Origin of the sequence: Nocardioides ureilyticus (genome assembly GCF_051280745.1) — a bacterium.
GTDB lineage: Bacteria > Actinomycetota > Actinomycetes > Propionibacteriales > Nocardioidaceae > Nocardioides.
The window spans coordinates 45,623-59,847 of record NZ_JBNCOG010000020.1 but is presented as its reverse complement, the minus strand read 5'-3'; the positions used below and the strand labels follow the sequence as shown (position 1 = coordinate 59,847).

The 14,225-nt window shown below is 74.7% G+C and carries 10 protein-coding genes; 2 read left to right on the top strand and 8 right to left on the bottom strand.

The features are described 5' to 3' along the window. Positions 1-56 precede the first annotated feature (56 nt). The 5 genes from hemQ to ACSMHG_RS12615 all read right to left on the bottom strand — a co-directional run bounded on the left by hemQ (position 57) and on the right by ACSMHG_RS12615 (position 5,397). A complete protein-coding gene (gene hemQ / locus ACSMHG_RS12635; RefSeq protein WP_435745507.1) occupies positions 57-776 on the bottom strand; it encodes a hydrogen peroxide-dependent heme synthase in 720 nt (239 codons plus the stop codon). A gap of 31 nt (positions 777-807) precedes the next feature. Further along, entirely contained in the window at positions 808-1,470 is a 663-nt protein-coding gene (locus ACSMHG_RS12630) for a response regulator transcription factor (RefSeq protein ID WP_435745504.1), read from the bottom strand. Next, entirely contained in the window at positions 1,467-3,545 is a 2,079-nt protein-coding gene (locus ACSMHG_RS12625) for a sensor histidine kinase (protein WP_435745501.1), read from the bottom strand. The genes ACSMHG_RS12630 and ACSMHG_RS12625 overlap by 4 nt, the downstream gene beginning before the upstream one ends. Positions 3,546-3,615: 70 nt before the next feature. Continuing rightward, entirely contained in the window at positions 3,616-4,350 is a 735-nt protein-coding gene (locus tag ACSMHG_RS12620) for a hypothetical protein (RefSeq protein ID WP_435745499.1), read from the bottom strand. A gap of 84 nt (positions 4,351-4,434) precedes the next feature. After that, positions 4,435-5,397 (bottom strand): ArsR/SmtB family transcription factor, encoded by a 963-nt coding sequence (locus ACSMHG_RS12615; RefSeq protein WP_435745497.1) that lies wholly within the window; start codon positions 5,395-5,397, stop codon positions 4,435-4,437. 76 nt (positions 5,398-5,473) lie between these two features. Here ACSMHG_RS12615 and ACSMHG_RS12610 point away from each other — a divergent pair, with 76 nt between their 5' ends. Continuing rightward, positions 5,474-6,760, top strand: a complete 1,287-nt coding sequence (locus tag ACSMHG_RS12610) for an MFS transporter (protein WP_435745495.1) — start codon at positions 5,474-5,476, stop codon at positions 6,758-6,760. Here ACSMHG_RS12610 and hemG read toward each other — a convergent pair. Further along, on the bottom strand, positions 6,697-8,085 hold the full coding sequence (hemG, locus tag ACSMHG_RS12605; protein ID WP_435745494.1) for a protoporphyrinogen oxidase: 1,389 nt from the start codon (positions 8,083-8,085) through the stop codon (positions 6,697-6,699). The two genes, ACSMHG_RS12610 and hemG, sit on opposite strands and share 64 nt — an antisense overlap. A gap of 57 nt (positions 8,086-8,142) precedes the next feature. Here hemG and ACSMHG_RS12600 point away from each other — a divergent pair, with 57 nt between their 5' ends. After that, positions 8,143-9,204, top strand: coding sequence for a DUF4349 domain-containing protein (locus tag ACSMHG_RS12600; protein WP_435745492.1), 1,062 nt, complete (start codon positions 8,143-8,145; stop codon positions 9,202-9,204). An 88-nt stretch (positions 9,205-9,292) separates the two neighbouring features. Here ACSMHG_RS12600 and ACSMHG_RS12595 read toward each other — a convergent pair whose 3' ends face one another. Together ACSMHG_RS12595 and hemE are read right to left on the bottom strand one after the other, a co-directional pair. Continuing rightward, entirely contained in the window at positions 9,293-12,991 is a 3,699-nt protein-coding gene (locus ACSMHG_RS12595) for a hypothetical protein (protein ID WP_435745489.1), read from the bottom strand. Between the two features lie 141 nt (positions 12,992-13,132). Continuing rightward, the gene (gene hemE / locus ACSMHG_RS12590; protein ID WP_435745486.1) at positions 13,133-14,200 is read right to left on the bottom strand and encodes a uroporphyrinogen decarboxylase; all 1,068 of its coding nucleotides are present in this window, start codon (positions 14,198-14,200) and stop codon (positions 13,133-13,135) included. Between the last annotated feature and the right edge of the window lie 25 nt (positions 14,201-14,225).

Sequence of the window (14,225 nt, the reverse complement as noted above, 5' to 3'; positions counted from 1 at the left end):
ACGCGGCCGGCTACGGGTCGGTTCCTGGCCGGACCGGTCCGGCGTCGCGCCGCGGGCTACGGCAGGCGCTCGAGGAGCTCCGCGACCGGGGTGAGCGCGCCGGTGTAGAACGGCACCTCCTCGCGGACGTGGCGGCGGGCGTCGGAGGCACGCAGGTGCCGCATCAGGTCGACGATGCGGTACAGCTCGTCGGCCTCGAAGGCCAGCATCCACTCGTAGTCGCCGAGCGCGAAGCTCGCGACGGTGTTGGCCCGGACGTCGGCGTAGTCGCGAGCCATCTTGCCGTGCTCGGCCAGCATCCGGCGGCGCTCGGAGTCCTCGAGGAGGTACCACTCGTAGGAGCGCACGAACGGGTAGACGCAGATGTGCTTCTTCGGCTCCTCGTCGTTGAGGAACGCCGGCACGTGGCTCTTGTTGAACTCCGCCGGACGGTGCAGCGCCATCTGCGACCAGACCGGCTCCAGGCGGGAGCCGAAGGCGGTGCGGCGGAAGCGGTGGTAGGCCGACTGCAGGTCGGTGGAGTCCTCGGCGTGCCACCAGACCATCACGTCGGCGTCGGCGCGCAGGCCGCTCACGTCGTACACGCCGCGGACGACCACGTCCGCTTCCGCCAGCTCGGCGAACAGCTCCTCGACCTCGGCGGCCTCCGCAGTGCGGTCCGCCCCGCCGTCGACCGGGCCGAGGACGTCGGCCAACCGGAACACCGACCACATCGTGTAGCGGATCGAGTCGTTGATCTCGCGGGTGCGGGCGGCGTTGGACTTGCTCTCGGTCATGGCCCCATTGTGCCGCCCGGCCGTGGCCCGCTCACGAGCGGCCGTAGCCCGCCTCGCGGGCCTTGACGATCGCCTCCGCGCGGCCGGCGGCGTGCAGCTTGGCGTAGATGGCGGAGACGGTGTTGCGCACGGTCTTGCCGGAGACGTACAGCTCGCCGGCGATCGCGTCGTTCGACCGGCCGGCCGCCAGCAGCTCGAGCACGGTGCGCTCCCGCTCGGTGAGGTCGGGGAACGGGTCGTCGGCACGCGAGGCGGCGGGGGCGCTCGCGCCGGCGAAGTACGACGCCACCCGGCCGGCCAGGCTGGCGCCGAAGACCATCCCGCCGGACGCCGCCGCCCGGACGGCGGTCTCCACCTCCTCGGCGCCGGAGCCCTTCAGCAGGTAACCCGAGGCCCCGGCGCGGATGGCGGCCAGCACGGTCTCGTCGTCCTCGTTCATGGTCAGCATCACGACCCGGACCCCCGGGTGCCGCGCGGTGAGGAACCGGGTCGCCTCGATGCCGTCGAGCTCGGGCATCTGGATGTCCATCACCACCACGTCGGGCCGGGCCTCCCCGACGACGTGGATGGCGTCCCGGCCGTCGGCCGCGGCGCCGACGACGTCGATGCCGTCGAGCGCGCCGAGCAGCGCGACCAGCCCGTCGCGGACGATCTGGTGGTCGTCGACCACGACGACCCGGGTCTCGCTGCTCATGGGTGCTCCTTCGGGTGGGTGCTGGTGGACCGGTCGGACAGCGGCAGGTGGGCCCGGACGACGGTGCCGCCCTCCGGCGGGCAGGTGACCTCGGCACGGCCGCCGAGCTCCGCGGCCCGCTCGCGCAGCGAGACCAGCCCGACGCCGGCCTCGACGTCGGCCGGGATCCCGGTGCCGTCGTCGACGACCTCGACGACGAGGGCGCCGGTCGTGCAGGTCAAGCGGACGCAGCAGCGGGTGGCCCGCGCGTGGCGTACGACGTTGGTCATCGCCTCCCCCGCGATCCGGTAGGCCGCGACCTCGACCGCGGCCGGGAGCGGGCCGAGGTCGTCGGCCTCCACCTCTGTCGGCACCGCCGCCTGCTCGGCCTGCTGGCGCAGCGCGCCGACCAGGCCGCGGTCGTCGAGCGCCGGGGGCCGCAGGTCGTGGACCAGCCGTCGAACGTCGGCGACGACCTCCTGCACGAGCGTGCTGGTGCCGGTGATCTGCTCGCGCGCCGCGTCGGGGTCGCGCTCGACCAGCAGCCGCGCCGACTCCAGCCGGAACACCACGCCGCTGAGCGAGGGGCCGAGCCCGTCGTGCAGGTCCCGGCGGATGCGGCGGCGCTCCTCCTCCCGGGCGAGGACGAGCCGCTCGCGGCTCTGCTGGAGCTCCTCGGCCAGCCGGGTCGTGCGCGCCGCGGTGGCGGCCTGGCGCACCAGGTCGCCGAGGAGCTGCTCGTCGCGGCGGCCCAGCCGGCCCCGGAGCCCCCGGGCGGGCAGGACCAGCCGGCCGACCTCGCTGCCGCGGTAGGTGATGGGGAGGGTGCGGACCTCGACCGGCCGCTGCCCGTACGTCGCGGCGAGCCGCTCGCCGCCGATGCGGTCGACCTCGACGCTGACGTAGCGCACGCCGAAGGCCGTCGCTACGGCACGGGCGACCGCGGCGAGCTGCTCGGGCCCCTCGTCCAAGGTCTCGAGGGTCGAGGCGAGGCCGGCTACGACGTCGTACGGCTGGTCGCGCCGACCGAGCAGGACCCGCCGGACCCACGCCTGGGCGCGGATGCGCAGCGGTCCGTAGAGCGCCACGGTCAGCAGCAGGACGAGACCGACGACCTCGCGCTGGGCCAGCGCGTCACCGAGCAGGGTGGTGAGCGCGGTGACGGCCGCGAGGTCGACGACGAGCAGGACCAGACCGACCCCGCCGACAGCGAGGGTGCGGCCGAGCAGGTCCTCGACGTCGACCACCCGCGGGGCGACCACGGCCACCGTCATGGCGGCCGGGACCAGGTTCACCACGAGGAAGAACACCAGCTCCTCGAGCCGGCCGAGGTCGAGCACGGCGACCAGCACGATGAGGAGCGCGGCGGCGACGACCGCCCACAGCAGCCATCGCATCCGGTCCCGGTCGAGCCCGCGGGCGCGGCGGTAGCGCAGCACGACGGTCACCAGGGGCACCAGGGCGGCCACCGCGAGCGCCGCGCCGGCGGCGGCGAGCAGCCCGTCGGCGTACGGCGCGAGGGCCCGGATCGTCGTCGGGTCGGGGTCGGTCCCCGGTGGCAACCGGCCGACCTGCTCGAACCCTCCGGAGGGCACGACCACGTAGGTCAGCGCGCTCACCACCATGACGGCGAGGGCGACCCGGCCGACGGTGCCCCATGCGCCCTCGATGAAGCGCCCCGTCGGGAAGAGCAGTGCGACCACCGCCACCGTCACCGGCAGCAGCGAGGTGAAGCGGAGCAGGAACCACGCGGTGAAGGTCATCGCCGGCAGGGGCTCCGCCTCGGCCAGGCCGGCCCGGAACCACGCCTGGGAGAGCCCGTCGAGGCTCCAGAACAGGCCGAACCACGCCAGCGCCCAGCCGAGGCCCTGCCGCCGGTCGTGCACGAGCACGACGGCGGCCATCGCGGCCAGGAGCATCCCGGTGCCGGCCGTGGTCCATCCCGGATCGGGCGCCAGGCCGTCGCCGGGGATGTGCGCGGGCAGGCGCAGCTCCAGCCACACGGTGAGGCCGAGCACCAGGGCGCAGACCGCCGGGAGCGCCAGCACCGCCCACCGCGTGCGCTGCGGGTCCGGAGCAGTGGCGCGGGCGGTCACCGGGACAGTGTGCTGCCGGCCCGGCCCCGGCGGGGCCGAACCGGCAGCAGAAGTGTCGGTCACGGGTGGGTCACGCGCCGCGGTGCCGCTTGTCGCCGACCGAGAACCCGAGGGCGGTGACGAGCAGCCACAGCGGGCCGGTCATGCCGGCGAGGTACTGCAGCGGCGAGATGCCCGCGAGGAGGGTCAGGCCGCCGAGGACCAGGCCGACCCGGCCGATCCATCGCGGGACGCCGCCGCTGCGACCGGCGACGTGGAGGGCGAGACCGGCCAGGCCCGCGAGCACCCAGCACCACGGCACCGTGCCGATCCAGTGGCCGTACATCACCACGTTGTCGGCCACGAGCTGGTCCTGGTGCGGCAGCCCGAAGAGGAACTCGGTGTCCAGGCTGGTGCCGATGACCGAGACGACCGACGTGCCCGCCAGGCCGGCGAACGCGACGTGGGGCGCGAGGCCGTCGGCGTCCGTCGACCGCATGCGGCGCAGCAGGCCGGCGGCGAACACGACCAGCAGCACCGCGCTCACGAGCGCGAGGGTGTGGAAGACGAAGGCCGCCTCGGTCTGGGTGGCGAGCTTGTCGGCGATGGCGACGGCGTCGCCCTGGATGTCCGGGTCGTAGACGGCGTCGACGAGGCTCGAGGTGATGATCGCGCCCACGCCGGCAAGGCCGGCGCCGACACCGGCGAACGCCCAGAGCCGGCCGCGGTGGGCGGTGCGGGTGCCCGGCGTCGCTGCCGGATCCGACGCCAGGTCGGTCCGGACGGGGTGGGTCGTGGTGATGGAGGTGGTGGTCTGTGTCGTCATGGCAGGAGGTTCGCGGGCCGGCTGTCCCGCACGACAGGGACAACGAGGCACAGCTGCGCGCCGCGCCGGGCCAGCGAGTCCCCTTCAAGCCGTGGCGGCGACGAGCCGGTCCCCCAGACCCGAGCGGAGGTAGAGCACCGACCGACCGTGCCGAGCGGAGGTCAACAGGCCTGCTGCCCTGAGCGCTCGCAGGTGCTGGTTGACCGCGGTGGTCGTCACCCCGAGGCGTACGGCGAGCTCGGTGGACGAGGCGGGGGCCTCGAGCAGGACGAGCAGTCGGGCGCGGGCGGTGCCGACCAGGCCGGCCAGGCTCCCGGGCACCTCCGGGCGCTCCCTCTGCCACAGCGCACCGATGCCGCGCGCGGCGTACATCACCTGGGGGTCCTGCTCCGCGGTGATCGGTGTCGAGCCGCCGCGCGAGAACAGCGACGGCACGAGGGTGAGGCCCGCGCCCGTCGTGGTCCGGCGATACCCGCAGGGCAGCGCGGTGGCGACCGTGACGACATTCCCCTCCAGCCGGACCTTCGGACTCAGGTCGGCGAACATGGCAGCGAGCCCACGCTGGGCCGTGACGCGACCGCGGTAGGTGACGTCGGCCTCCAGCACCGCCCGCATCCGCGGCCAGTACGGCGCGAAGCACGCCTCCCAGTACTCCTCGAGCGCGCGCACCACCCGCCGCAGGACGCGGTCGGTCCGGCCGCTGAGGGCGGGGGGAAGCCGTTCGCCGTGGACCTCGGCGAGCTTCACGCGGACCAGTCGCGGCGGCAGGTCGGCGACCCGGTCGAGCTCGTCGCGGATGCGGGTCAACGGGCTCGTCGGTCGCGGGTGGAGGAAGTCCGGCGTCCAGAGTGCGGTGTTGGTGAGGGCGGTCAGCACCTCGCCGTCGAGGTCCGCGCGGGCCCTCTCCGTCAGCCGGAGCCACGGAAGGTGGAGGGGGTAGCGGCCGGGGTCGCGGAAGGTGCGTACTGACAGGGCGAGCTCGTTGAGCGGTGAGATGGCGAACCGCACATCGGCCAGGTCCGGGCCGCCGAGCTCGTACTCGATCATCCCCAGCACCCCTCGACCATGAAGCACGACGCTACATCGTTGGCCGCAGGGTCAGCACCCGTGCGAGAACGGTCCCGTGCTGGTGCGAACCCTCCTTCCCGCCGACCCCGTCGCCCGGGCCCTGTCGGTGGCGTCGATGGCAGGCTCCCTGTCGACCGGCCTCTTCTACACGGTCAGCGCGCTGTACTTCACCACCGTCGTCGGACTTCCCGCCACGACCGTCGGGCTCGGGCTCACCATCGCCGGAGCCTGCGGCGTCCTGGGGTCGTTCGCCGGTGGCGGGCTCGCCGACCGCTTCGGAGCCGATCGGCTCCAGGTGCTCGCCACGGTCGTGCAGGGCCTCGCGCTGCTGGCCTACGTGGTCGCCGACGACGCGGTGACCTTCGTGCTGGTCGCCTGTGTCGCCGTGGGGTCGCGCAGCATCCAGGGCACGGCGAGGCAGACCCTGCTCGCCCGTTGGTACACCGGACCCGACCGGGTCGCGGTGCGCGCCCGGCTGCGGGTCGTCACCAACGTCTTCATCGGGCTGGGGACGGCGCTCGCCGCGCTCGCGCTGCTGGTCGGCACCCCCGGCGCGTTCCGGGTCACCATGGTGCTGGTCGGTCTGGTGGCCCTGCTCGCGGTCCTGCCGCTGAGGAACCTGCGAACCCGGGTGCCGGCCCTGTCCGCGGCCCTGGCACCGACACGCGGCCGGACCGCCCCACCCGACCTGGTGCGCGGGCGCTCACCGCTGCGGGACCGCACCTACCTCGCCTCGACCGCACTGAACTCGGTGATCGCCATGCAGTTCGGGCTGCAGACCGTCGGCATCCCGCTGTGGGTCGCCCACCACACCGAGGCGCCCACCGTCATGGTGTCGGCGATGCTGCTGCTCAACACGGTCCTGGTCGCACTCCTCCAGGTGCCGGCCTCCCGGGGCACGCACGACGTGGCGGCCGCCGGGCGGGCCGTACGCCGTGGCGGGCTGCTGCTGGCACTGGGTTGTGTCCTGCTCGCCGCCGCGGGCACGACCGGTGCGGTCGTCGCGGTGCTGGTGCTCGTGGCCGCCGCGGTCGTCAGCACCCTGGCCGAGGTCCTCACCGAGGCCGGCGGGTGGGCCCTCGCCTTCGAGCTGGCCGACCCGCGCAGCGCCGGCGCCTACCAGGGCGTCTCGCAGATGGGCTACTCGGTGGCCGGCATGCTTGCTCCGCTGGTGATCACGGCGACGGCCATCGACCGCGGTCTCATCGGGTGGCTGGGACTGGCGGCGCTCTTCGTCCTCGCCGGGTGCCTGGTCGCCCTGCTGGCCGGACGGGTCGCTCAGAGCTCCGCGACCGCGCGGTGCGCCGAGGCGATGACCGCCGGGATCCCGACACCCTCGTAGGCCGCGCCGCATAGAGCCAGGTCTGGCAGGTCGGCGACCGCGGTCCGAATGCGGGCGACCCGGTCGAGGTGGCCGACGGCGTACTGCGGCAGCCCGCCGCCCCAGCGCTGGACGTGGGTGTCCACGGGGGTGGCCCGCAGGCCGGTCGCCTCACGGAGGTCGGCGAGCGACCAGGCGACCAGCTCCTCGTCGGTCGCCTGGAGGGTGCGCTCCTCCCCGTGCCGCCCGAGGGAGGTGCGGAGGTGGACGACCCCCTCCTCGGCGCCGGCGGCGCGGACCCAGGCCCACTTGGCGAAGGAGAACGTCGATGCCTTGATCCGCCGGCCCTCGACGGGCGGGACCAGGAAGCCGGAGGAGCCCGTGCCGGCGAGGACTCCCGCGTCGTCGGCCCGGACGGCGAGGGTCACCACCACCACGGACGCCGACTCGACGGCGCGAAGCTCGGCCGCCGCGGCCGGGGCGAGGTCGGCCAGGAGCCGGGCGGTCGGGGCCGCCGGGGTGGCGAGCACCAGCCGGTCGGCCGTCACGCGCTCCGGCGCGGTGGTCGGCCCGCAGGTCAGCAGGTAGCCGCCGCCCGCGCGGGCCTCGACGGCCCGGACCGTCACGCCGGTGCACAGGGTGCCCCGCGCGGCCACGTCCGCGGCGAGCGCCTCGGCCAGCCGCGCCATCCCCCCGTCGAGGCCGGCGAAGACGGGACCGTCGTACGTCGTGGCCCCCGACGACGTGAGCGCCGCGGCCTGCTCGAGGAGCGAGCCGCGCTCGGCGAGCCCGACCAGCTGCGGCACCGCCGCCCGCGCGGAGATCTCGCGCGCCCGACCGGCGTAGACGCCGCCGAGCAGCGGCTCGACGAGCCGGTCGGTCACCTCGGGGCCGAAGCGCCGGTCCACCAGGTCGCCCACGGACAGGTCGTCGGCCAGCGCCTCCGGCTGCAGGCTCGGCTCCCGCTCGACCCGGGCCAGAGCGGCGTCGTCGAGGACGCCGGAGTCGCGGAGCTGGTCGAGGTCCAGCGGCACGCCCATGAGGGAGCGCGGGAGCGGGCGCAGCGCCCCGCGGGTCCAGATCCGCGACGAGGTCATGGCCGGGTGCTCGAGGTCGAGGCCCAACGACCGGGCCAGATCGACCCCTTCGGGTCGGCGGTTCAGCATCGCCTCGGCCCCGACGTCGACGTACGAGCCGGCGACCTCGCGGCGCCGCAGCTTGCCGCCGGTCTCGTCGGCCGCCTCGAGGACGAGCACGTCGTCGCCCTCGTCGAGCAGCGCGCGGGCGGCAGCCAGGCCGGCGATGCCGGCCCCGACCACGACCGTCCGTCGCCGTTGCGCCTCCATGCGCCCAGCCTCCCACCCGGGCGGGAACCGGCGCCCGGGCGTCGGCGTCACACCCGCATGACCTCCGTCACCGGCGTGCCCGGCCCTCCTCCGTCCTCCACGCCGCGATCCCGCGCCCGGCTGGGTGCCCGGCTGGGTGCCCGGCGAGCCGCGGTCGCGCTGGTCGCGCTCACCACGCTGGCGGGCGCCGCCTGCTCGGCCGGCGGTGGGGCTGGCAGCGGGGCCGGCAGCGGGGAGAGCGGCAGCGCGGACGGTGGTGGCCGACCGGCGTCGGCGGCGCAGGACGCGCCGGCCGCGGCCCGCGACGGCGTCGGCGGCGCGGCGGCGTTCGCCGACGGGACGGCGGCTGAGTCGCTCGACGACCTGGGCCGTGCCGCCTCCGACCAGGACGCGGCCGGGACCGTGAGCGAGCAGGCCGCGATCGAGCGGAAGGTCATCTCGACCGGCAACGTCGTGCTCCGCGCCGACGACGTCGCCGAGACGCGGCTGGAGGTCCTCGGCGTGGTCGACCGCCTCCGCGGCGAGGTGTCGGAGGAGGAGACGGCGACCGACGACGACGGCGAGGTCAAGCGGTCCCGGATGGTGCTGCGGGTGCCGACGGCGGCGTTCGACGAGGCCGTCGAGGGGCTCTCGGACGTCGCTGAGCTGGTGAGCGCGCAGACGGGCAGCGAGGACGTCACCACGAAGGTCCTCGACGTCGCCATCCGGGTGCGGGTCCAGCGGCGCAGCATCCGCCGGATCGAGCTGCTGCTGGACCGCGCGCAGTCGATCCGCGACATCGTCGCCATCGAGGCGCAGCTGACCCGTCGGCAGGCGGCCCTGGCATCGTTGGAGAAGCAGCAGGACTACCTGGCCGACCAGACGTCGATGGCCACGATCACGGTCAGCCTCCAGCGCACGGTCGAGGAGGAGGTCCGTCCGAAGGCCGAGGAGGCGGGGTTCCTCGCCGGGCTCTCCGCCGGGTGGGGCGGCCTCGTCTCCTTCGCGGTCGGCGCGGCGACCGTCACGGGTGCCCTCCTGCCGTTCCTGGCGCTCGCGCTCCTGCTCGCGATCCCGGGCTGGCCGCTCGCGCGCTGGCTGCGCAGGCTGGCCCGGTCCCGCCACCCCGCCGCCGGCTGACCCGCCCGACCCCACCGCCAGGGACCGTCGGACGACGGCCGCCCACCCGGCCAGGCGGACGGCCGTCGCCGCTGTCAGCGCCGCGTCGTCACGGCGTCCGGTCGACGTCGCAGATGGCGTCCTCCAGGCCCAGCGTGAGCGGGATCCCGGCGACCCTGACGGTCACGTCCAGCGCGGTGTCGGACACGCAGTGCACCACGCCGGTCCCGCCGGTGCCCTCCACGCCGATCGTCTGGCCGAAGAGCTTGCGCGGCTTCAGCCGGGTCAGCGCATCGTGGGCGTAGAAGCCGTTGCCCGGCCGGAACAGCAGGCCGGCGGAGCCGAGGTCGGCGCTGACCGAGCCACCGCGGATCGGCCGGACGCATCCCTCGCTTCCGCACTCCCCACCGAACTCGGTGGTGTTGAGGTACACGTCGCCACCGTCGTCGGCGTCCAGCGACCCGGTCAGCTCCAGCACCCGCACCCGCAGACCGTCGGCGGAGAGCCCCCCGGCACCGTCGACGAGGTCGACGGTGGTGTGCTCGCTGGCGGCGAAGCGGACGGAGCCCAGGCCAGGGTCGTCGATCCCGAGGTCGGGCAGGCAGGCTTCGTCACCGGCCATGCAGACCACGAGCTCGGCCGGCAGCGGTCCACCGATCGACCCGGACAGGTCACCCATGTCGAAGGTGAGGCTGTTGGTGGGCTCGTCGGCGGAGTAGCGCAACGACACCGCGCCCGAGCCGTCGTCGACCACACCGAGCCGCATGTGCGGGACCAGGTGGTCCAGGGTGGCCCGCACCTCGTCGTTGAGCGCACCCGTGCCGTCGCGTTCGCGCAACGAGACCTCGAAGACCTGACCGGCCACCGTGTCGAGCATCAGCTCAGGGGCGTCGCCCAGCGCAGCCGAGACCGCGCGCAGGCCGCTGATGCGGGCGGCGATCGTCGTCCCCGTCGGCGACCGCTCGAGCACGAGCCCGTCCGCGCCGTCGGGGACGGTGACCGGGTCCCCGGCGTGCGCGTCCAGCTCGAGCAGGCCGACCGGCTGTCCACCGGTGTCGAACCGCACCGTGCCGCCCTCGTCCAGGGCGACCTCGAGCTGCCCTGGCACGTCCTCGAGCCGGAGGTCCAGGTCGGTGGCGCCGTCGAGGATGCCTCCGTCGTCGGACGCCTGCACGGTCACCAGGTCGATCGGCGCGGAGCCGGTGACGCGGACGGCGCCGTCGGGCGACAGCCCCAGTCCGATCGACCGGGGGGCGTCGAGGATCCGGGCGTCGAGCACCAAGCCGTCCTGGTCGACGAGGGCACGCAACGGAGTCGGCGCCATGGTGAGGTCGAGGGCGATCTCGTCCTCGAGCTCCAGCGACATGCCTTCGAAGCCGGGGAGCCGCAGACCGATCGACCGGGCGTCGCCGGACTCCAGCAGACGCAGGTACGCCGGGTCGTCGAGCTCGGCGATCGAGCGGCCCGAGGCGTAGCCGGCCTCGAAGACGCCGATCGGGCCGCTGGCGGTCAGCTCGCCGGCACCGTCGCTGTCGAGCGTGAACCCGACGACGGTCGGCACATCGGTCAGCGCCAGGCTGATGTCCTCCACGCTGCGGCCGGCCTCGAGCTCACGCGCGCCCAAGGAGACCGAGGCCAGCCCGCTGGGGCTGGTCAGCGAGGCGGCCAGGCCGCCTGCGTCGGTGCCGGTGAGCTCCAGGTCCAGGTCACCCTCGACGCGGTCCAGGACGCCGTCAGCGAGGAACACCCGGTCCCCGCCACTGTCGTCGGCGAGGTGCAGGGTCACCCGCGTCGGCTCGTCGACCTCCAGGCTCGCCGCGAGGTCCTGGCCCGACCCGCCGGCCCCGCTCAGGCTGAGGCCGATGCGGGCACCGGCCGGCGCACGGTCGAAGCCGACCGCGAACCGCTGCTCCGCGGGAGCCCCCGCCTCCGGCGCGGGCTCCGCCTGACCTGTCGGCACCACCGCGCCGGTGACCTCGACCGGCGCAGCGCCCCGGCTGGTGAGCTCGAGCACGGCACCGCCCTCGGCCAGCACGACGTCCGCTCGGAACGCGTCCGGGGCGTCGCCCTCGCGGGCGTCGTAGCCGAAGCGGTACTGCTGGTCCGCGTCCGGCAGGTCGATGAGCGCCTGCAGGCTGAGCGGGAGCCGGTCCGGCGCGCCGTCCAGCCGCGCCACCTCGAGACGGGGCACCACCCGACTGGGGTCCCCGTCGGCGACGGCTCGGTCGAGCCCGGTGAGCGTGACGTTGGCCAGGACGTCGGCCGTGCCGTCGCCGGTCACGTCCAGGGGCGCCGGTGCTCCCACGAACGCACCGAACTCCCGGTTCCGGCGCGTGCCGTCGTCCGCGACGTAGCTGGCGCGCCACTGGAACCTCGCGGTGTCCACCACCGCGCCGAGCGGCGTGCCTGCCCCGACCGTCCGCAGGATCCGGTCCAGGGCCCGGTCGACCGGGTCACCCGAGCGGTCCACGCCGTCGGCGACGGCCCCCAGGAGGTGGTCGAGCACTCCCCGCAGCTGCGTCGCGTCGAGCACGTGCAGCAGGCCTGCGTCGACCACGTCCGTGACCGAGCTGAGCGGCGTGCCGTTCCAGGCGCCACCCGTCAAGGCCGCCAGGAGACCGGTCAGACCGGTCGAGCCGCCGGAGGTCGTGCCGCCGCCCAGCAGCCCGCCGACGAGGCCGCCGAGCGCGCCGGTGACGTTGCCGATCACGCCGGACTCCGTGGGAGCCGGCGCCGCAGCGTCCTCGCTGACGTAGAAGGTGATCGCGTCGGAGCTCGGACCGTAGACCTCGCCACCGCGGTAGACCGCGGAGGCCGCGAGCGTGCGCGACGGGCCGCTGACCGGCACCGTGCGGACGGCGCGGCCGGTCGCGACGGTGCGCACGTCGGCCACGTCCGCGCCGAGCGCGAGTGCGAGCGGCTCGTCCTGGACCGGCTGGCCGTACCGGTCGCTGCCGGGGGTGACGTCGAGCAGCTGCCCCTCCAGGACGGCGCTGCCGCCCGGCATGGCGCGGCTGGCTCCTCGGTAGACCGTCTGCGTCGACCGCACCACCACACGGGTGCTCGCCGACGCCGCCTGGCCGAGGTAGGAGGAGTCGGACTCCACGGCCGCCTCGACCTTGAGGTCTCCCGCCGGCAGGTCGGGGAGGTCCACGGTCGCGGTGCCCGTGCCCGCGGCATCGGTGTCGACCGCGACGTCTCCCACACCGGGGACGGTCACGACGACGTGGCGCCCGCCGAGCGCCTGCCCGGTCACGCCGCTGCCCGACACGGTGGTCCGCACGGTGACGGCGAGTTCCTCGCCGGTGACCACGGAGTCCGGCAGCGCCACGGCGACGGATGCCTTGTTCTCCAGGGTCACGGTGATGTCGGAGAGCCGTCGCTCCGCCTGGAGGGTGCAGCCGAGGTTGAGGAACCCGGACTTCTTCGCGTCGCGGGCGTAGGACTGGACGCGGTAGCGACCCAGGGGCGCACCGACGCTGTTCCACGTGGTCGAGTAGGAGCCGGTCCCCGACTTGCTCGCGGTGTGGACGACCGCACCGTCGGCCACTCGGGTCACCACGAGCCTCGACCCGACGGTGCTCGGGGCGTTCACGCAGTCCTCGGTGGCGCCACGCCCCTCGGCGATGACCACCTTGCCGGACACGACGGCTCCGTTGGCCGGGCCGGTGAGCGCTGCAGCAGCCGGCGCGGCCGCCGCGAGGATCCCGGTAGGCACGGCGAGGGAGGTGGCGAGCAGGGCCGAGGCCATCCGCCGCCTGCGCCGTCGCCTGCTCTCGGTCGGGGGGTACGTCGAGCGCTGAGTCATGCTTCCTCCCTGGTCACAGGCGCCTGCCGACGAGCGCCCTCCAACCGGGGAACGGCGGCCCGGGGACGACGTCACGGGCCATTTCCCTACGCTAAGACGGGTCTTGCGGACACCCGCCCAGGAGGTGTAACGAAGGTCTGCTCAGACTTCGGTGGGTCGATAAGCCTGCACGAACTCGGTGAGCCGCTTCAGCTGGTCGGGGTCGGTGGAGGGGATGACGCCGTGGCCGAGGTTGAACACGTGGCCGGGCGCGGCGCGGCCCGCCTCGATCACCTCGGCGGCCCGGGCGGTCATCACCTCGGTCGGCGCGAAGACGAGGGTCGGGTCGAGGTTGCCCTGCACCGCGCGGCCGCCGACCAGCGGGATCGCCGCGTCGAGCGGCGTACGCCAGTCGACGCCCACCACGTCGGCGCCGGCCTCGCCCATCAGGCCCAGCAGGTTGGTGGTGCCGACCCCGAAGTGGATCCGCGGCACGCCCAGCTCGCCGGCGCGGGCCAGGACGCGCGCCGAGTGGGGCATGACGTGCTCGGCGTAGTCGGCCGGCGTCAGCGCGCCGGCCCAGGAGTCGAAGAGCTGCACCGCGGAGGCCCCGGCGGCGACCTGCACCTCCAGGTACGTGGCGGCGATGCCGGCGATCTTGCGCATCAGGGCGTCCCACACGTCCGGGGCGCCGAACATCATCGCCTTGGTCTTCGCGTGCTCCTTCGACGGACCGCCCTCGACGAGGTACGACGCGACCGTGAACGGCGCGCCCGCGAAGCCGATGAGCGGGGTGCCGCCGAGCTCGGCGGTCAGCTGGCGGACCGCCTGGCTGATGAACGGCACGTGCTCGGGAGTGAGGTCGGGGATCGCCGCCACGTCGGCCAGCGTGCGCACCGGCTCGGCGACCACCGGCCCGACGCCGGGCTTGATGTCGAGGTCGACACCGACCGCCTTGAGCGGCAGCACGATGTCGGAGAAGAAGATGGCCGCGTCCACGCCGTACCGGCGCACCGGCTGCAGCGTGATCTCGGTGACCAGGTCAGCGTCCATGCAGGACTCCAGCATGCCGACGCCCTCGCGGACCGCGAGGTACTCCGGCAAGGAGCGCCCGGCCTGGCGCATGTACCAGACCGGCGTGTGCGGCACCGGCTCGCCGCGGGCGGCCTTGAGGAACGCGCTGTCCGCGAGCCCGGGGTGCCGGTCGGCGGGAGGAGTGGCGGTGCTCACGGGGACAAGCCTCCCACCCGGCCCG

What these genes read in the sequence shown, in the direction of transcription:
- ACSMHG_RS12595 (WP_435745489.1), bottom strand. Translation starts at nt 12,991, where the DNA reads ATGACTCAGCGCTCGACGTACCCCCCGACCGAGAGCAGGCGACGGCGC.
- hemQ (WP_435745507.1), bottom strand. Translation starts at nt 776, where the DNA reads ATGACCGAGAGCAAGTCCAACGCCGCCCGCACCCGCGAGATCAACGAC.
- ACSMHG_RS12615 (WP_435745497.1), bottom strand. Translation starts at nt 5,397, where the DNA reads ATGATCGAGTACGAGCTCGGCGGCCCGGACCTGGCCGATGTGCGGTTC.
- hemG (WP_435745494.1), bottom strand. Translation starts at nt 8,085, where the DNA reads ATGGAGGCGCAACGGCGACGGACGGTCGTGGTCGGGGCCGGCATCGCC.
- ACSMHG_RS12600 (WP_435745492.1), top strand. Translation starts at nt 8,143, where the DNA reads ATGACCTCCGTCACCGGCGTGCCCGGCCCTCCTCCGTCCTCCACGCCG.
- ACSMHG_RS12620 (WP_435745499.1), bottom strand. Translation starts at nt 4,350, where the DNA reads ATGACGACACAGACCACCACCTCCATCACCACGACCCACCCCGTCCGG.
- ACSMHG_RS12630 (WP_435745504.1), bottom strand. Translation starts at nt 1,470, where the DNA reads ATGAGCAGCGAGACCCGGGTCGTCGTGGTCGACGACCACCAGATCGTC.